At 41.8% G+C, this 20,185-nt stretch carries 9 protein-coding genes and 1 pseudogene; 7 read left to right on the top strand and 3 right to left on the bottom strand.

What is annotated here, in order from left to right:
- Positions 1-244: 244 nt before the first annotated feature.
- From RCC89_15735 to RCC89_15725, 3 genes are all read left to right on the top strand, one after another.
- The gene (locus tag RCC89_15735; GenBank protein WMJ74603.1) at positions 245-8,719 is read left to right on the top strand and encodes a gliding motility-associated C-terminal domain-containing protein; all 8,475 of its coding nucleotides are present in this window, start codon (positions 245-247) and stop codon (positions 8,717-8,719) included.
- Between the two features lie 8 nt (positions 8,720-8,727).
- Complete coding sequence (locus tag RCC89_15730; GenBank protein WMJ74602.1) at positions 8,728-9,798, top strand: type IX secretion system membrane protein PorP/SprF; 1,071 nt, start codon at positions 8,728-8,730, stop codon at positions 9,796-9,798.
- A gap of 136 nt (positions 9,799-9,934) precedes the next feature.
- The gene (locus tag RCC89_15725; protein WMJ74601.1) at positions 9,935-10,399 is read left to right on the top strand and encodes a hypothetical protein; all 465 of its coding nucleotides are present in this window, start codon (positions 9,935-9,937) and stop codon (positions 10,397-10,399) included.
- A 93-nt stretch (positions 10,400-10,492) separates the two neighbouring features.
- Here RCC89_15725 and RCC89_15720 read toward each other — a convergent pair whose 3' ends face one another.
- Both RCC89_15720 and RCC89_15715 read right to left on the bottom strand, forming a co-directional pair.
- Positions 10,493-11,557: a YihY/virulence factor BrkB family protein gene (locus tag RCC89_15720; protein ID WMJ74600.1), complete on the bottom strand. Its 1,065-nt coding sequence runs from the start codon at positions 11,555-11,557 to the stop codon at positions 10,493-10,495.
- Positions 11,558-11,744: 187 nt separating this feature from the next.
- Positions 11,745-12,638, bottom strand: coding sequence for a sulfotransferase domain-containing protein (locus RCC89_15715; GenBank protein ID WMJ74599.1), 894 nt, complete (start codon positions 12,636-12,638; stop codon positions 11,745-11,747).
- 334 nt (positions 12,639-12,972) lie between these two features.
- Here RCC89_15715 and RCC89_15710 point away from each other — a divergent pair, with 334 nt between their 5' ends.
- The 4 genes and pseudogenes from RCC89_15710 (at position 12,973) to RCC89_15695 (ending at position 17,778) form a co-directional block, all read left to right on the top strand.
- Entirely contained in the window at positions 12,973-13,587 is a 615-nt protein-coding gene (locus tag RCC89_15710) for a MarC family protein (protein WMJ74598.1), read from the top strand.
- Positions 13,588-13,613: 26 nt separating this feature from the next.
- Positions 13,614-14,408: a hypothetical protein gene (locus tag RCC89_15705; protein ID WMJ74597.1), complete on the top strand. Its 795-nt coding sequence runs from the start codon at positions 13,614-13,616 to the stop codon at positions 14,406-14,408.
- A gap of 217 nt (positions 14,409-14,625) precedes the next feature.
- Positions 14,626-17,157: a carbohydrate binding domain-containing protein gene (locus RCC89_15700; GenBank protein ID WMJ74596.1), complete on the top strand. Its 2,532-nt coding sequence runs from the start codon at positions 14,626-14,628 to the stop codon at positions 17,155-17,157.
- 209 nt (positions 17,158-17,366) lie between these two features.
- A pseudogene (locus tag RCC89_15695) lies at positions 17,367-17,778 on the top strand (GxxExxY protein).
- A 211-nt stretch (positions 17,779-17,989) separates the two neighbouring features.
- Here RCC89_15695 and RCC89_15690 read toward each other — a convergent pair.
- Positions 17,990-19,981 (bottom strand): sensor histidine kinase, encoded by a 1,992-nt coding sequence (locus RCC89_15690; GenBank protein ID WMJ74595.1) that lies wholly within the window; start codon positions 19,979-19,981, stop codon positions 17,990-17,992.
- Between the last annotated feature and the right edge of the window lie 204 nt (positions 19,982-20,185).

Raw genomic sequence — 20,185 nt, 5'->3', positions numbered from 1 at the left:
AATTTTCGTAATGCTAAATAACAATCAAAAGATGAAATGTCCAATTATCTTGTATTTATTTCCTTGTATCTTTTTCTGTTTTCTTATCTAAAAATTCATAGTTTATGACTACTTTAGCGTCTGTTATATGTTGTTGTTAATTATGTTGAGAGAATTGCAGTATTCATATTTTTTATTAAAAAAGTTATATTTTTTAAGTTTGAGTGCGTTGTTCAATAATGCACTTGTAAATAGCAGGCACGGGATGTCGCTTTTTAAAGCTTTTACTTTTTTTGTTTTTCTTACATGCTCTTATGTTGGATATGGTGAAGAAAAACCTTTGGGTGACTGTAGCCTTACTGGTGAAGTTGCTTCGTCAAAAGTTACCTGCTTTGGCGCTGAAAACGGTACGATAGAAATCTCTAGTTTGTCAGGAGGAAGCGGTGTCTATGAGGCTTCTATAGATGGAGGAGAAAGTTGGCAAAGTGTATTGGTTTTTGACGATGTTCCTGTGGGTAGCTACCATGTTATGGTGCGCGATGCCAATCAAATAGCATGTAGTGTTACGCTAGATGCTGAGGTGGAGATTGCTCAGCCAGCTGAGTTGGGTGCTAACTTGGAATATGCTAACCTTAGTTGTCATAATGAAGAGGATGGAGAAATCTTGTTGTCAGACCCTGTAGGAGGAAGTGGTAGTTTTGGGTTTTCGATTGATGGTGGGGTTTCATGGCAAACGGAAGGGGTTTTTAGTGGTTTAAGCCCGGCGGTATATGACGTTATGGTCAAGGACATGGACGATGAAAATTGCGTTAAAACTTTAAATGATGCAGTAGTATTATCACGTCCTGATCCTTTAAACGCTATAGTGTCGTCGAGCAACATCAACTGCTATGGGGCTTCTACTGGAGAAATTAGCTTTACTGCGCCCTCTGGTGGGAGTGGTGTGTACGAATATTCTATAGACGCTGGTGCTACTTGGCAATCGAATCATGTTTTTTCTGGCTTGTCAGCAAATGAGTACCAGTTGAGCATGCGTGATAAAAACGCACCAACGTGTATAAAGAACTTTTCAGCTATTGCATTAACCCAGCCCAATCAGTTAGATGCTGATGTGTCTTTTCAGAATGCCCTATGTCATAATACTGCATCAGGTAAAATTAATATACATTCGCCATCTGGTGGAGGAGGAGCGTATCAGTACTCTATCAATGGTGGGGAAAGTTGGCGTAACTCTGGTGATTTTAATACTGTTCCTCATGGAAACTATCACATAATGATCAGGGATGCAGCCACGGTATCTTGTAGCCAAACTCTTAATCCTAATCTGGAAATAGGGCAGCCCGAACCATTGGATGCTGGTGTGACTGTCACTGAGGTGGATTGTTTTGGTGAAGAGTCCGGCAAAATTGAATTTATATCACCTGAGGGTGGTAGTGGCAATTACGAGTTTTCTATTGGCAGTGGATGGCAGAGCTCGGGTTTGTTTGAGCATCTCTCTGCTGGCACCTATCAAATCAGTGTCAGGGACGCAGAGGCGACATCTTGCTTGAAGGTGCTAGATAGTCAAATAAAAGTTCCTACTGTTGCAGAGTTAACCGCTTCTTTGTCTTCAAAAATAGTTATATGTTATGGAGAAGAAACTGGCCAGATTAGGTTGAGTAATGCTTCAGGGGGCTCTGGCACTTATAGATACTCTATTAATGGCGGGGAAACATGGTTTCCTGATGGTCTTTTTGACGAGCTTCCTGGTGGTTTTTATCAGGTGTTGCTTGGTGATGCTGAAAACCAAGCGTGTGTAAAAGTAATGGACGATGCCCTCCATATTGTAGAGTTGGAGGAGTTGAATGCAACTGTTTATTCTGAAAACTCCGGCTGCAACGGAGTAGCTTCTGGTGTTATAAACATAAGTAACCCTACAGGTGGGGGAGAGCATTACCAGTATTCTATTGACGGTGGTGAAAATTGGCAGATGTCCGGTAGCTATACCAACCTTCCTGCCGGAACATATGATGTTATGATGAGGGATGCGGTGGTCACTTCATGTGTGAAAATGCTCCAAGAAGGACTGGTTGTTGAAGAGCCAGATGTGTTAGATGGTAATGTTTCTGTGGATGATGTCTTATGTAACGGAGGTAGCACTGGCAGCATTGCTGTAGATAATTTATCTGGCGGTTCTGGTTCTTATGAATTTTCCAATGATGGCGGGCTCACGTGGCAAGTATCTTCGGCTTTTGACAACTTGTCGGCGGGTTCTTATAAGGTAAGTATTAGAGATGCCGAAAATCCTGGTTGTAGAAAGGTTTTACAGGAAAATGTCACAGTTTCTGAGCCTGAACCTCTTTCTGCGGGAGTGTCTTCTTCAAATATTAACTGCTTTGACGAATCTACCGGAAATATCACTTTTTCATCTCCTTCAGGAGGGATAGGGGTTTATGAATTTTCTATTGATGGAGACTACTGGCAAGAGTCGATGTCTTTTGAGGGCTTAAGTGCGGGAGTGTATTCTCTAGCCATGCGTGATGAGGTATGTACATATTCCTTTGATGACCCGGTAGAAATTTTGCAACCTGAGCAGTTATCTGCAACTATCAATCCCATACACATTTCTTGCTATGGGGGTAATAATGGAAAAATTCTTTTTACTGATATAGCTGGCGGGGGCGGGACGTATCAGTTTTCTAAAGATGGTGGTGAAAGTTGGCAATCGGTAGCTCAGTATAATGACCTTCAGCCAGGAGTGTACAATATTCACATCAGGGATGGTGTTACTCCTGCCTGTAGGGTGGTGTTGGACGAAGCTTTAGAGATAAAGGAGGTAGAAGCTTTGTCTGCTTCTGTAGCAAAAGACCATGTTTCTTGTTATGGAGAGGAAGATGGTTCTATTTCTTTCCATACGATATCTGGTGGTTCTGGCGAATATGAATTTAGTATAAACGAAGGGGTGTGGGTGCCTGGTGCAGAATTTTCTGATTTGCCCTCTGGAGAATTTGCCGTCAACGTTCGTGATGCAAATGATACCTCTTGTGTACTTTCTCTTGGATTGCTGGATATAAATGCTCCTGAAGAGCTTTCGGCATCTGTAGATGTTGTAGAGGTAAACTGCTTCGGAACCAACAGTGGCGCAATCCATTTTTCCATGCCGACAGGAGGCAGCGGAGCTTACGAATATTCGGTTGACAACGGTCAACACTGGCAAGAAGGGACGTCTTTTGAAAACCTTGCAGCGGGGAACTATACGGTATATATAAGGGACAAAAACGAGCCCGGTTGCCAGCGGGAACTGGAGGTGGTGAGCCTTTCCCAGCCAGAAGAGCTTGCTGCGGTGGTTGACTATGAACATGTAGATTGCTATGAAGGAGAATCTGGGCAGATCGTTTTCTCCAGTCCGACCGGGGGCAGTGGCGTGTACGAATATTCTGTGAACGGTACCGATTGGCAGTCTTCGGGTATATTCCCTTCTCTTGGAGCGTCTGTCTATACCCCGTTTATTCGTGATGCAGAAAACCCTGCCTGCCAAATTGGTTTGGGCAACGTGGAACTGTCACAGCCCTCTGTATTGAACGGTTCTGTGGAAGTGTCGCCGGTGACTTGTGATGGTGGAGACAATGGTTCTTTGCTCGTTAGCGACGTAAGCGGGGGAAGTGGCAGTTATGAGTTCAGCATTGGGGAGTGGCAATCAAGCAATGAATTTATGGAACTTGAGGCGGGGGCTTATGAAGTTTTCCTTCGTGATGAGGCAAATCCTTCATGCTCCATAAGCTTGGGAAGCTATGAGATAACCGCACCTGAAGCTTTGTCTGTTTCTCTGTCTTCCAGTGACAACAATTGCTATGGGGGCAATGAAGGATCTATAGCAGTAAATGTTTCGGGCGGGAGTGGATCGTACCAGTTTTCGGTCGACAACGGAAATTCTTGGCAAGAAGCGGCTGTTTTTGAAGGTCTGCCTGCCGGTATCTATAACCAGGTTTTTGTGAGGGACGCAGAAGACCATGCTTGTATGACAGAAGGGGAAAGCACGGTCATAGCGCAACCCGAACCAATGACCGCTGAAATTGAAGCGGTAGAAGTTAACTGCTTCGGAACCAACAGTGGCGCAATCCATTTTTCCATGTCGACAGGAGGCAGCGGTGCTTACGAATATTCAGTTGACAACGGTCAACACTGGCAAGAAGGGACGTCTTTTGAAAACCTTGAAGCGGGGAACTATACGGTATATATAAGGGACAAAAACGAGCCCGGTTGCCAGCGGGAACTGGAGGTGGTGAGCCTTTCCCAGCCAGAAGAGCTTGCTGCGGTGGTTGACTATGAACATGTAGGTTGCTATGAAGGGGAAACTGGGCAGATCGTTTTCACCAGCCCGACCGGGGGCAGTGGCGTGTACGTATATTCTGTGAACGGTACCGATTGGCAGTCTTCGGGTATATTCCCTTCTCTTGGAGCGTCTGTCTATACCCCGTTTATTCGTGATGCAGAAAACCCTGCCTGCCAAATTGGTTTGGGCAACGTGGAACTGTCACAGCCCTCTGTGTTGAACGGTTCTGTGGAAGTGTCGCCGGTGACTTGTGATGGTGGAGACAATGGTTCTTTGCTCGTTAGCGACGTAAGCGGGGGAAGTGGCAGTTATGAGTTCAGCATTGGGGAGTGGCAATCAAGCAATGAATTTATGGAACTTGAGGCGGGGGCTTATGAAGTTTTCCTTCGTGATGAGGCAAATCCTTCATGCTCCATAAGCTTGGGAAGCTATGAGGTAACCGCACCTGAAGCTTTGTCTGTTTCTCTGTCTTCCAGTGACAACAATTGCTATGGGGGCAATGAAGGATCTATAGCAGTAAATGTTTCGGGCGGGAGTGGATCGTACCAGTTTTCGGTCGATAACGGAAATTATTGGCAAGAAGCGGCTGTTTTTGAAGGTTTGCCTGCCGGTATTTATAATCAGGTCTTGGTGAGGGACGCAGAAGACCATGCTTGTATGGCAGAAGCAGAAAGCACGGTCATAGCGCAGCCCGAACCAATGGCCGCTGAAATTGAAGCGGTAGAAGTAAACTGCTTTGGAACCAACAGTGGCGCAATTCACCTTTCCATGCCGACAGGGGGCAGCGGTGCTTACGAATATTCGGTTGACAACGGTCAACACTGGCAAGAAGGGACGTCTTTTGAAAACCTTGCAGCAGGGAACTATACGGTATATGTAAGGGACGGCAACCTGAATACTTGTGAGAGAAAGTTAGGAAGCGTAACTATAGCTTCTGTAGATGCTCTAGAGGCTACGGTTGAGGTGAAAAACAGTACGTGCAATGGGGTGCAGGATGGTGAAATTATCATTGTCGATCCTGTAGGTGGCAGTGGTGTATTTGAATATTCTACGGATGGTGGAAACTCATGGGGTGCACATGGGAATTTTAATGATTTAGCTCCTGCGGAATATCAGGTGGCTATAAGAGATGCTTCAAATACTGCCTGTGTGCGAATATTTGATCCTGTTGTTGTAAGTCAGCCTCAAATTTTAAATGCTTCGGTAAATCAGGTGAATGCAACTTGCTATGGAGGGGATAATGGACAAGTTGTATTTGAGAACCCTTCGGGAGGTAGCGGTAATTATGAGTACTCGATTGATGGTGGGGACACTTGGAACGGCAGTCCGAACTTCTCAAATATTTCTGCAGGAAATTTTGTGGCAGTCATTCGAGATGCAGAAGCCAATAATTGTGCAAGGTCTTTAGGTTCTTTTGGCATCGAAGAACCTGAGGAACTATCTTTTAGTGTTGAATATTTTCCTTTGCAATGCTATGGGGAAGCCACTGGGGTAATTGAAATAAACCCTTCTGGAGGAAGTGGAAAATACGAGTTTTCTCTTGATGGCGGAGAGACTTGGGGAATGGAACCTGTGCATGCTAACCTTTCGGCTGGAGCGTATACTGTCAATGTAAGAGATGCAAAGAATCAAAATTGTTACACTTCACCAGAAACAGTTAGCTTGGTTCAGCCGGAAATATTGTCTGGAGACCTTGAAGTTGACCATGTCAATTGCCATGGGGCAGCCGAAGGCGCTGTTTCAGTACTTGCTTCTTCAGGAGGAAGTGGTTCTTTTAAATATTCTATAGACGGAGGTTCCAATTGGCAGGCTTCAAACCACTTTTCAGGGCTCAATGCTGGAAATTATGAAGTGCTAATTGCTGATGCTGATGTGTCCGAAGGTGCGTGTTACACTTCGTTGGGTGAAATTGAGGTGGAAGCGCCTGAAGCGTTGCATGCTGAAGTAGTTAGCAACCATATAAATTGCTTCGAAGGTTCTGATGGAGCAATAGAGTTTTTATCACTTTCAGGAGGTAGCGGTGCTTATGAGTTTTCAATTGATGGAAAAAGTTCTTGGGCTACAAGCGACTTTGCTGACTTGGAAGCTGGCGATTATGAGGTTTGGATTCGCGACGCCAACTTTAATACTTGTCAATCCTCTTTGGGAACATACTCGTTGCACCAACCAGAAAAACTTTCGGCCACTGTTGAAGTAGAAGATGTTTCCTGTAATGGGTTGGAGAATGGAATGATATCTTTAAGTAACATTACAGGTGGCAGTGGAACTTTTGAATTCAATATTGATGGTGAGTGGCTGGGAGAACAAGAGTTTAAGGGATTGACCCTAGGTTCTTATGAAGTAGAAATACGGGATGCTGAGAATGATGTTTGTCAGGTATCTTTAGGTGTGTTTGAGGTGGCTGAACCTGAACAACTGTCAGCTTCGGTAGAGGTGGTAGACATTCCTTGTGAAGGAGGCGAAAAGGGCGAAATCAGTTTTACTTCGGTCTCTGGAGGGAGCTTTAACTATGGATATAGCATTGATGGTGGGGAAGCTTGGCAAGGTGAGGAGGTTTTCGAAGGGTTGTCTCCTGGGGCATTTAACCTGTTAATTAGGGATGAAGAAGATAAGGAATGTCAAACTGACTTAGGGGAATATGTAGTTAACTCTTATGAACTTCACGCAAATATAACAAGTACAGCAGTAACATGTTTGGGAGCTGAAAATGGCGAAATATCTGTTATGGCTCCTTCAGGAGGTAGCGGTCAGTATGAATTTAGTTTGGATGGTTTGCTGTGGAGCCCTTATGGTACTTTTGAAGGGTTGGCTTCAGGGGCTTATACTGTTTATATGCGGGATCCAACCGACCATGCATGTATTGCTGATTTCTCAGGAAACATTGTGCGAGAACCGGAAGCATTGAGTGCTAATGTAGAGTTCTCGGGTATTTCTTGTCATGGTTATGATGATGGCTTAATCTCTGTTGTTAGTCCTCAAGGAGGAAGTGGGCAATATAGATACTCGATAGATGGCGGGGCAAACTGGTCTTCTGCATCTTCTTTTTCAGGTTTAGAGCCAGGAAACTACCAAGTCCACATTAAAGATGCCTCTGATGCCTCATGTTTTGAAATTCTTAAACAGAGTATTTCATTGGAAGAGCCAGAGGTGGTACAGGCTACCGTTCTGAGCAATAATGCTTCGGGCTGTGAGGGCAATTCAAATGGGGAGATCGAAATTGGTGATGTGTCTGGTGGTGTGCCCCCATACATGTATTCTGTAAATGGCAGCTCATGGGCTGAATATCCTATTTTTGAAAACCTTTCTGGTGGTACTTATTCTGTACAGATTAGGGACGCTTCTGGTTGTTCGTATATTTTGGAAGATGCATACGAACTGGAGCATATAGACCTTGTCTCCGCTCCTAAAATAGCTTTTCATCCTGCAAATCAAAGGGTTTGTGAAGGTGGTGGTGCGGTGTTTTCTGTAGATATAGAGGAAGGGGCGGGTGATGTTACTTGGCAGTGGTTTGCCGAAGGCCTTGAAAACACCGACACCCTGTCAGGACTCTCCCAATCGGAATTGGTAGTTGAACCTGTACTTCCGGAGTTGGACTCTACTGTTTTTTATTTAATGGTCACTGGAGACTGTGGAGTGGCTTATAGCGATACCGTGATGCTTAATGTGGATAGACAGGAACCCGCCTTGGTAACAGGAGGCAATAGCTATTGTATTGATGAAAAAGTTGATTCTTTACAGGTAGTAGGGACTTTTACCTCTGTGCTGCATTGGGAATATGCAGACGCTACAGATTTGGCTTTCGAAGAGGTGGATGTTACAGATGATAGGTTATACCCTTACGGTGGAGACCAAGATGGAACCGTTATTTTTAGGGCATATGTGCAAAATGGCAATTGCGCTCCTTTTTATACTGAACCAGCATATATTACTTATTTCCCTGACTTTAATGTAAGTGCAGGAATGGATACTTCCATTATTTCCGGTGGCAGTGTACAGTTACAGGCTACAGGGGGAGTCTCTTATCAGTGGGAAGATCATGAAAGTTTGAATAACACCAGTGTGGACAATCCTATTGCCAGTCCTAAGGAAACAACGGTATTTTCAGTGGAAGTTGCAGATACCAATGGCTGTTTTGCCTCGGCAGAAGTAACAGTGTTTGTAGAAGAACTGCATATTCCTAATACTTTTACCCCTAATGGAGATGGAGTCAATGATGTTTGGCGCATTCGCAATATTCACTTTTACCCTGAAGCGAGCATTGAAATATTCAACCGGTGGGGTGTCATCCTATACCGGGAATCAGGAGTCTTTTCTGGTTGGGACGGAAGGTCGAATGGTGCTGAAATGCCTGCCGGAACTTACTATTATACTTTAAAAACAGCGCCAGGTTCAGAGCCTGTTTCAGGATTTATTACTATTGTTAGATAAGCAGAATAATGAATAAGCTTAGATTTTTGTTTTTGCTCCTATTGCCTTTTTCTGTCGAGGCCCAGCAGGTTCCTATGTTTTCGCAATACCTTTGGAACCATTATTTAATAAACCCTGCTGTTGGGGGTGCTGAAAATTTTATGGAGGCCAAAGCCGGCCATAGAAACCAATGGACAGGCTTGCCAGGTGCACCGAGAAGTATTTATATGACAGGTCATAGCCAAATTGGCAAAAAGACTATAAACCGGGAGAGTGTAGATGTTGTTCCGTCGGAAGATGGTGAGTATAAAGAGCCTGGGAGGTTGGGCAGGCTTTTAGGATACAAAAGGCGTGAAAATGCTACTGTTCCTTCTGGGTATAAGGTTAAGCCTCACCATGGAGTAGGAGGTATGGTTATGCTGGACCAAGCTGGTCTTTACTCTAATGCTTCAGTCCACGCATCTTATGCATACCATATTCCTTTGACGCCTAAAGTATACGCTTCTATGGGTGCATTTATAGGGGTGCGGCAGCACCGTATGGACTGGAGTCGTGCTGTGTTGGAAGAGGATGGGGATATGGCCATTGCTTATAACAATAACATGCATGGGTTAGTACCAGATGCCATGGTTGGCATGATGGTTTACGGCGAACGGTTTTATACTGGCTTTTCTATTAATCAGCTTTTGGCTGGAGAGGCTGCTTTTGGAAACCAAGTGCAGCCACATGTGACCGGGGTATATAATATGGAAAGGCATTACTTTTTTACTGGTGGCTATCGGATGAGGATTAGCGACGAAGTGGCCCTGGTACCTTCTACATTGGTTCGTTTTTTCCCTGGAACGGTTCCTGCAGTTGACCTTACTGTAAAAGCAAATTATATGGACCTGTTATGGGGTGGAGTTTCCTACCGTACTGCAGATGCAGTTGTCTTCCTTATTGGCTTTACCTATGCAGACCGGTTTGATTTTGGGTATTCTTATGATATTTCCATGCTTGATGGGAATAGGTACCATAGACCTAATTCTCATGAAATAATGCTTGGTCTCAGAATCATCAATAGGAAGTATGGTAATGCCAGACCGAGTTTTGTATGGTAATACTGGGGGCTGGAAAATATAATTTTTGTGGTTTGCCTGTGAGGATACCTTTTTGAAAATGGTCGCACTAAACAAAAGCTTCATAAGCTGGATTCTTTTAATATAAGAGTTAGGATGAAAGTTTTGTGTGATGGTGTTGGATGAGAAAAGTGCGTATTTCAAAGATTATTTAGTAGAACTTTTACAAGGAGGATTTGCCCCGGTAGTTACGCTGTTAAAAGAGTTTCACTATGAGAAAGCAGGGTATGTCCTAGATGGGCTCCCATTTTCTGCATATGGTTTGCTTGAGCATTTGAAATATCGGCAAACTGTCCTTTTACATTTTATGGATGACCCAGAGAATAATCAAGATGTGTGGCCCGAAGCTTATTGGCCAAAAAATATGAACCCTGAGACTAAAGAAGACTGGGAAACATCCATTCTTCATTTAGAAGGTCAACTAGATAAAATGATCAAAATAGTGAAAAGTAAAGATGTTGACCTGCATAAGGTGTACGGCAATGGCAAGTCGGTCGCTTGGGCAGCTATGACTGCTTTTCACCACAATGCCTACCATATCGGGCAAATAAAAGCAATAGGTAGACAGTTAGGGGTTTGGTAGTTATGGCATGATAACAATTCGTTTTTCGTGCACAGTGGGTTCGCAGATATAGCATGAATTAGGGTAGTGGCAAGGCATGCCTTGCCGCTACCCCTAATTATCACTTTTGTCCCTAAAATCATTAGGCTTACGAATTTTCCCGCCCGCTCTACGAGTTTTTTTCCTTTTGGCAGGCTCTCTTTGTTTGTGTTTCTCCTCTTTTTCTTCTTCTTCTTTTTCCTCGGTTTTAGCCACATGGTCTGCATGCCAGGCGCCTCTTTCGCCCATAGGGTGTGGTTCTCCTGTCGTAGTGTCTTTACTGGTTTGGTGTTCCAGTTCAGAATTTATCTCTGCGCCTATCAAAATGCTGATGGCCGTAAGTTGGAACCATAGCATGAGGATAATAACTGCAGCTACTGAACCATAAGTGGCATCAAAGTCTCCAAAATTGTCTACATAAAGCGAGAACAGCAGAGAACCTGCAATCCAAAGACAGGTAGCGAAAACTGCTCCCGGACTTGTCCATCTGAACTTTGGATTTTCCCTGTCAGGAGATACCTTATAAATAACACCAAAAGAAAAGATGACAATCGCAAACAGTAAAGGCCATCTCACAAAAGAAAGTATTCCCGTAAGGGTTTCAGGAAGTCCTAGTCTGCCGACTACTGCTGGAAATCCTATGACCAGCACTGCGCTAATAAGGCCTACTACTATACCGCCTAAGGTTACGGCAAATCCTAATAAATTATTCTTAATAAAACTTCGCTCTATTTTCTCATTGTAAGCAATGTTTACTCCGTCGAAAACGGCTTTCGTACCTTGGTTGGCAGACCATAAACTGACCAAGATACTTATGACCAAGGCCCATCCCAGTCCCTGCTCCGATTGTTCCACCAGGTTTTGCAGTCCTTGTGAGATAAGCGTATGTGCTTCTTGTGGTAAAGCACCTGCCAATCCCTCTATATGTTGTTCTACCTCCTGAGGGTCGAAAATCAAACCATAAATGGCTATTGATGCTGCTATTAACGGGAAAAGTGCCAAAAAGAAGTAAAATCCAACTCCCGCTGAAACTACATCCAGATAGTCGCTCGTGAAATTGTCTTTTACCCTAATAAGTACCTCTTTCCATCCTTTTGCAGGTATCTGCTTTGGTCTTTCTGCGTGCCTTCCTTTCTCCATTGTTTATTTTTTTTCTCTATATAATTAATCAACCTTGATGAAATGGGATTGTTAAGACGGTGGGGGAGTGCTAAAGGATTGAACTCTGAAAATTCAATGTAAGAGGTGTTCAGGGAGGTAAAATACGCTCCTAAACCCGCTCCGGCATCTGTTAACTATAGGCAGGTAAGCAATAAAATACCATAAATTAACTATACAAAAACTGCTGTGAGTAAATAAGCTTTTCTTTAAGAGAAGCGATCTCCTGCATGGTTGCATTAAGAGGAGGCACTGTTGTTGGCGTGTCATCTTCAGGATATCCTAAGAAGTTTAAGAGAGGGTTTACTATTTTTAGTGTGGTGCTTAGCTGAGTGTCGTTTAGGTGTTCTTTCCAATAACCGAACTTTCCTGTTTTTAGATGCTTAGGGTTCTGTTTTTTTAATGTACTGAAACTAACAGCATCTTCTATAAACAGCTTTTGGTTCTTTGTTAAATCTATTTCCAAGTAGTCCAATAGACCTTGTAATTCCTGCTGAAAGTTTGTTTTTAAACCCTCAAAAAACAAGAAATGTATATTATGTGTCTTGCTCATTCTTAAATGGTCCCATACATGCCAAACCCATTCGTGCATTAATTTTTCTAGGTTTTTATTAAGAAAACTTTGCGGATCTTTTTCTTCTTGAGGAAAATATTTGAGCATGTAGAGCGATGTATAATATTTTGAAGCTGAAATAGCCCTGTCCCTCGGGTCGCGGATAATGTATACTTTTTTGTTAAAGTGTTTGAAAACGTCAGCACTTCTTTTGCAAATAGGCGAATGTGTCCAGACATGGTTTGTTTGAGCAAGGTATTGGGGCATGTTTTCTATCGGCATTCTGTAGATGCTGCTTATCCTGTGACTGACTTGAAGGTCTGTAATGTCTATCACATCTATTCTAGCCTGTTCGGGGAAATTAAGGTCCCAGGTTCTGGCAAGGTTGTAGATTGGTTGTTTTTCAATATAGCTGGTGTGGTCATGGTCTGACAATTTTAGAATTTGTTGAATGATTTGCCAAAGCCAAAAATTTCCACACTTAGGTACACCGCCTTGTAAGATTTTCATATAAGACTTTTATCGTTTGTCTGAAGCTCTTATAAGAAACTAACGGGATGTGTGAAACTAATGTTAATAGAATGCCGTGCTGCCGTTTTTGTATGATGATCTGATCAATCATTCAGCCACATAATGTGTTCAGTCTTATGTATTAGATTTCTTTATGAGGGCAAAGAACAAAAAAACAGCGTATTGTATTTTCAAAGCATAGTGGTTCTATGGTTAAAAACCAAATAAGCAGATGCGGCATTAGTTGCTTTTTTTTCCTCCTGTTCTTTTCTTTCATCCCCAACATTATTTATACCTTTGCTGTGATTTTGAAAAAATAACCCACAACTGGTATATGTTAACAGCGATTATTAGTTTTCTTGTAATGCTAAACCCATTTGCTCTTTTTCTTTACCTAAAACCGGTAATGAGTGACCTGACCGATGGGGAGTTTAGGTTTGTGTTGTTCAAAGCTACTGTTATGTCATTTTTTACCTTGTTGGCGTTCCTGGTATTCGGAGATGTCGTTTTTTCAAAAGTTTTTCGCATCAACTTTGACTCATTTCGGATTTTTGGTGGCATAGTTATTTTTTCATTTGCTTACATGTTCATTGTCCAAGGGAAAAAGGCTTTTATACAAATGAAGGGAGATCTACATGATTTGGCCTCAGAAATAGCCTTGCCTTTTATGGTGGGTGCAGGTACCATTTCTTTGACAGTACTTATGGGAGAGGAGCTTGAGATATGGGAAGGAATTTTGTCCTTGGTCATAATATTGCTTGTAAATTATGCAATCATTATGGGTTTGAAATTGATTCGTAACAGCCTCCACTCTAAAGTAATTCGTCAGGCATTTGATAAAAACATGGAGCTTCTGTTGCGTATCTTTGGCTTCTTTATCGGTGCCATAGGTATTGATATGGTAGTGACTGGAATAAGTAATTTGTTGTCTGCAGGGGTGCTAGGGTAGCGGTTTGCTTTTTACTGCTTTATGGTATGAGAAATTTTTGTGTGGCACATATATTACTTGCGATAAGTTGTTTTGTGTTTGCTTGTCAGTCTAAACAACAGGTTCCGCTTGACATGCGTAGCTTCTCCTACGTAAACCAGAATCCTGTCTTTCCAATACATGACCTTGAAGGTTGGGAAAGTGGCGTATATACATTAACTCAGAATATAGAAAATATACAAGAAGGCCATACTCCTAACTTAAATACTGTGACTGTAGATCATGAGACTAATAGCATTTATTTTAAAAGTAGTATAGGTTGGGCTTCTTATTATTTCTCATTTGGTTCAATCGGAAAACTTTCTTCTCAAGTGGTAAATTCATGCTATTCATGGGTAATAGATTTCTCCTACCTGGATTCTTTAGGTTGTTTATATCAAATATCTAACTTAAAACACGATGGTTCCGATACCACTATCTATAGCCTGGATAGCCTAGGAAGGATAGTGCAGGTTGATGGTGTTGAATATGGCGATTTACGGAAAGAAAATTTTGTAAAGGAGGTATACTATTCTGGTCGGAATTCTATTCCTGATTCTATTTATACATTCTATTTAAATTTAAGAAGTAAAACAAGGAAAGAAATATTCTATCACCGCCATGATACACTCGACTCAATGGTCGTTGAGGTTTTTAAACGCATACCATATTACGCAAGGAGTCGCTTTGTAAATTACTTTGACGCTAATGGTCAATTCAGTAAAATGAGAATTATAAAAGACGGCTCTTTGTTTCCTCTAAAAATGGATGGGTTGGGCTTTGTGGTTAATCGACAGGATTAAGCTGCTGATTAATAGGAAGTTTTTCCTTGTTAACATATTTTTTACTATGGAAGACAGGTGGCGAGAAACTTAATAATATTCATAGCAGACATGCTAGAGTTTCTCTTCCGTATAAAGTTGTAAAGTGTCATTGGATATTAAGTCCTTTTTTATCAACTTGGGAATTATCTTTTGGTAAGAAAAAACTGTACTCTTCTAATTCGGGAAACTTCCTCATATGAACTTAAAAACATTTGCAACCATCCTTTTGAGCGTTCTGTTTTACAGTTCCTTTGCTCAAAATCAATTAAGAAACCCTGGTTTTGAAGAAAGTGAAAGCGACTGGAATCTTTGGGGTGGAGAAATCTCTTTAACCGCTAAAGAAGGCAAGCGCAGCCTTAAGGTTTTTAACCGCGAGCACAAATGGTCGGGTGCTGACCAGATTGTTTTTATGCCTGAGGGAGTAGTAGAGTTAGTTGTTAGTGGATGGATGAAGGTGGACAGTGTAAAGCGGGGCAACCAGCCATGGGAGCAGGCACGTATTTCAGTAGAACTCCTAAATGAAGCAGGTGCTTTGGAAGGTGGCTATCCGCCTGTGGTAGGACAGCGGACTGGTACAAGAGATTGGACTTTTTACTCAAACACCTACCCAATTTCCACGGCCGTCAGAAGCGTAAAAGTATTTGTAGGTTTGGGCAATGCCAGCGGAACGGCCTATTTTGATGAGCTTACTGTACAGTTTAAAGACAAAAATGGCGACTTTCTGGATGCCGAACTCCCTTCTGGACCTGTAGATGAAGGAAACTGGTATGCATTTGAGGTTCAGCCTGCACTTAATGGGAGCCATTATGTAGACTGGTCGAACCTTCTGGATGCGCCCGCAGGTAAACATGGCTTTTTGCAGACATCTGGAAATAAAGTGGTTTTTGAAGACGGCACGCCTGCAAAGTTTTGGGGCGTTAACCTGGTAGGGGGAAACTGTTTTCCTTCAAAAAAAACTGCCGATTCACTTGCCACGCGTCTGAGCAAGATGGGCTGTAACCTGGTACGCTTCCACCATATGGATGCTCCATGGGCAGACCCTAATATTTTTAATAGTGGCGCCGCGGCTGAAAAACTATCTCCTGAAAGCCTGGACAAACTCGACTACCTGATTCATGCTTTGAAGAAAAAAGGTATCTACACCTTTCTCGACCTGCTGGTGCATAGGGATTTTAATGGTCTTGAGGGTGTTGAGCATGACCTGCCAGACTTAGGAGGAAAACAGGTTGGATATTTTCACGATAAAGTTATTGAATATCAAGTAGATTATGCGCAGCAGTTGCTTTCACATAAAAATCCTTATACCAAACTTCATTATTATGAAGAGCCTGCTATAATTGCGTCAGAATTTATCAATGAATCCTCTGCTTTTTTACACTTTGGAGGGGATATACTTAATGAGCCTTACCGGAAAATGGCTCAGGAAAAGTTTGAAAAAGAATACCCTGGAAAAAAGCTTTCATCCTTCGGCCTTGATTATGGTACTGGTAATTCGTCACCTTCTATTAATGAGAAAGACAATACCCGAGGTGACGTGAAAGAAAGCATCGCTTTTTACAACAACATAGAAAGAAAGTATTACCAATATATGTACGACCAGCTCAGGGAGGCCGGTGCAAAATACTTGCTTGCAGGGAGTAATTTCCCAATACCCGTTTTGGCCAACCAGTACAACAATACCAAACTGGACTTTATCATTACCAATGAATACTGGGACCATCCGCAAATCTGGAAAATTGATAACGATTGGTCGCGGATTTTGTATGCGCCTATTGAGAACCTGAGTATGCTTAAGAATCCTCAGAAGAACATCATGCTAAACATCTCAAAGTTCCGGTGGGCTGATAAGCCGCTTATGGTTACAGAATACAATATTTGCTATCCTAATGAGTATGCGCTGGAGGGCTTTCCTTTTGCAGCAGCTTATGCTTCCCTGCAGGGTTTTGATGGCATGATGGAGTTTGATTTTGACTCTACCATGCCAGGCGGAGATGAGTTGCACCCTTTTATGATGTCGCGCTTGCCAGAACAGGTAGCGCAATGGGTAGTGGCAGCACCTATGTTCCTGAGGGGCGACATTAAGCAGGCGCCGGGACTGGTAACTGATTTTATAAAACCGGAACAATGGCAGTCTCTTCCGCTGTACAGCGATTTCCTTGACAAGAACTTTTACCTGCCTTTTGTTACCAAAGTAGCCAAGACAACAGACTCAACAGCGGTACAGCCTATCGGAGATTTTGCCTCTTTTCACGATGCTGACAAGAAGGTAATTAAAAGTGAAACAGGCGAGCTTGCACTTGACTATGGCGCGGGTGTCATGCAGATAAGAAGTGAAAATGTTCAAGGGGTAACAGGTGGCCTGAAAGGGCAGAAGTTCAGTTTCCCTTTCATGGATGTGGAAGTACAAAACTCCTGGGCATCTGTCCTGGTCGTTTCGGCTGATGGAAAACCACTGTCGGAATCTAAGAAGGTTTACCTTGTTACCACAACTCCAATAAAGGCCACTGGTCAAAAATACAATTACTCGCGCAAAGGAATCACTGATGCTGGCAAACTTCCTCTGCTTGTACAGGAAATGGAAGGACAGGTGACTTTTAAAAGAAAAGCAAAGTTCAGGGTTTACCCACTTACCATTCACGGCGACAAAAAAGCGAGGGTCAGGCTCAAAGACAATAAATTGGATACTTCTAAAGGAAAGACTTTTGTCTATGAGGTGAAGGTGAGGTGATAAAACTGTGATTTTTTTTGTCTTAACTATGATTTTTGTGATTGCCCTGATGGACTATGATTTCCTTAATCATGGTAATCATGAGAATCTGAGTAATCATAGTTTAAGACCATTGTAATCAAGTGAATCAGCGTAATCATAATTAAAGACGATTTGCATTTTTAATCATTTTAGTCTATAATTATAAGGTAATCATATTTTTTACTATCATGATTAATCCAAAGTATCCGGACAGTGCGCTTACCGGGAAGATTATAGGTTGTGCCATGGCGGTGCATCGTGAAATGGGCAATGGTTTTCAGGAGGTGATTTATCAGCGTGCGCTTGAGATAGAGATGGCGCTTCAGGGACTTAAGTTCAGCCGGGAACACGAAATGTCCATATTCTACAAAGGAAATAAAATAGGGAAGAGGCGTGCCGACTTCTTTGTTGAGAATAAGATAATGGTTGAGCTGAAAGCAATCATAAAGTTAGAAGATGTGCATCTGGCGCAGGCTATTTTATCTGGAAGCTTATAAACTTCCCGTTGGTCTGTTGATTAACTTTGGAAATACAAGTTTGCAATACAAGAGAGTCGTAAATAAGAAATGTCAGAGTGGTCATATTAATCACTCATTGTAATTAAGATTAATCGGTTTGAAAGTTGTTTTAGTTGATAACCTTCTTTTGATAAAGGTAAACACATACTTAGTGCTGTAATACTTGTGGTTTTTAATATGTTCAAAAACAGTCACTTCATTATTCTGATACATTATCGTAAAGTGATTTTCATTAGGCTCTCTAAATTCTTTAAATATGGTTATTTTACGATCACCTACAAATAGTTTGTGTTTTAGGCAACCTCCTTCTCTGGAGTTTCGGGTGTGGCTTGGCTTAGGGTTAAATGTGGAATTATAACCTTGAACTCGGTTCCTTTTCCTTCAGTGCTATTCATTGTGATTGTACCGCCCAACTTGTTTACTGACAGCTTGACAATATGTAAGCCAATGCCAAAACCATTTGAACTTTCATTTACCTTTGTAAACATGTCAAAAATAGCTTCTTGGTAACCTTTAGGAACACCGAGACCATTATCTTTAAAAGTGAAAATAATCCCCTGTTTGGTTGATTTTACTATAATTTTTAGCATTGGCTGTGCTTTTTCCGGGTCTCTGTATTTGATGCTGTTTTCTACAAAATTTTGAATAATGGAATATATCAGGTTTTTGTCCATAGGGATGGTGTTGCCTGCTTTGTTTATAATATCCATTTTCATTTCCGAAAACCCTTCTACATTTTTAAAGCTGAGGATTACCTCCTTGATCAGGTCCTCTATGTGTACCTCAGTTATTTCCAGAGGCTTTTCACGCTGTAGTTTGGTTAAGTCTAGCAGGTCATGGAGCAGTATATCCAGCCTTTTGGTGCTTTTCATGATATGGGTAAGGTACTCTTTCGAACGAGACGGGTCGTCTTTGAGCGCTACCGAAGTAAGGCCCATAATAGATTTTAAAGGCCCTTTGATATCATGAGAAGCTTTATATACAAATGAGTCTAGTTGCCGGTTTTTTTCCTGCAACTCCATGGTTCTTTCATTGACCTTTTCTTCCAACTCTTTTTGAGCCTGGTCTTTTACTTGCTCTTTCTCCTGTATCAATATGTTGATTCTGTGACCGACCGATAAAGAAAGGAAGAATATTTGCAATAATACACCGCCATTAAACCCATATGCCGTTAAATAAACACCTAATTCAAACCAGCGTAGGGTGTGTAAGGTGGTAATAAAGAAGCCTGTAAAGAAAAAGGCAAAGGCCATCATATAGTACCTGGCAGGTTTGTACTTTTTATAATAATAGGTGTAAATTCCTATGGTAAATATGGTAAAGGCTGTAAAAAAGTCATAATAGTAAGTGAAGCTGTATACTATATTGTCAGGAATTGTAAGAGATAGAACGAAAAGCACAATTCTGATGGCGATCAAGGTGTTTAACCATTTGTTGAACAGTGGTAAGAGCGTCCGGATCAGGAGAAAAGCTTTTGCGTACAATACAATGGACGCCATGATAACCAGTTGGAAAAACTGGGTGGCATATTGATTTAATTCAGGGTATTCCGGCCAGAATAATTGAAACCCAGTACCGTCCTTGCTCATGGCATGTAATCCAAAGCCAAAAATATAGGTGGCAAGGAAGAAATAAGACTTTTCTTTTACAGAAAAAAACAGAAATAGGTTGTAGAACAGTACCGATAACAAAATTCCGTAAAATAAAGCCAGGCAGAAATATTCTATAGTAGCATATTGGATAAAGCGCTTACTGGTACGCACAACTCCTATTACAGCCACTGGCTCTTCTATATATACCTTAAAGTAAATGGTAAATGGTTCATCTTCTGGAATGTGAGGGATGTTGAAAACAAAGTTCTTATGCACATACTCTTTTGAAGAGAAAGGGTATTGGTCACCTCCCGTTTTTTTGATGAAATTTCCATCAGCATCGGGAATGTACACTTCAAAGGAGTCTATTTTAAAGTCATAAAATTCCATTAGCCAGTCTTTGGTTTGGGATGACTGGTTAACAATGGTGAATTTGCCCCAATAGTAAGAGTTAAAGTTAAACTTGCCCGCAATTTTGATAGTGTCTCTGAAAAACTTGTGCTGGTATTCTTCCTTCATTACATCTTCAAGCGTTAAAGTGCCTGAGGGATCTTCAAGCAGGTCTAGATAATTGCCATGAAAGAAATGCTCCTTGTTCAGTGTTTTGTCAGAAAGCACGATTGGGTCAGCCGTACCCCAAAGTGGTAGAGCGGATAGCACCAGAAAAGTTAAAAGTATATATCTTTTAAGCATTATTAGCTGACCGTTTAACTAAAATATACGGGCATGCGCAAAAAATGGGTGCATGATAAATCAGGGAGTTTATGGTATTATTGTGGGAATTATTTGTAAATAATTGATAGTAATTTGCTTAATCTTTTAAATAAAATTTGATTTTTTTATGCTTAAACCTGGATTATGCATTAGATTTCGTTATGAGGGGCAAAAGAACAAAAA

It is taken from the genome of Cytophagaceae bacterium ABcell3, from assembly GCA_030913385.1.
Taxonomy (GTDB): domain Bacteria; phylum Bacteroidota; class Bacteroidia; order Cytophagales; family Cytophagaceae; genus ABcell3.
Note: the sequence above shows the minus strand (reverse complement) of the source record. Positions and strands in the feature narration are given on the sequence as shown.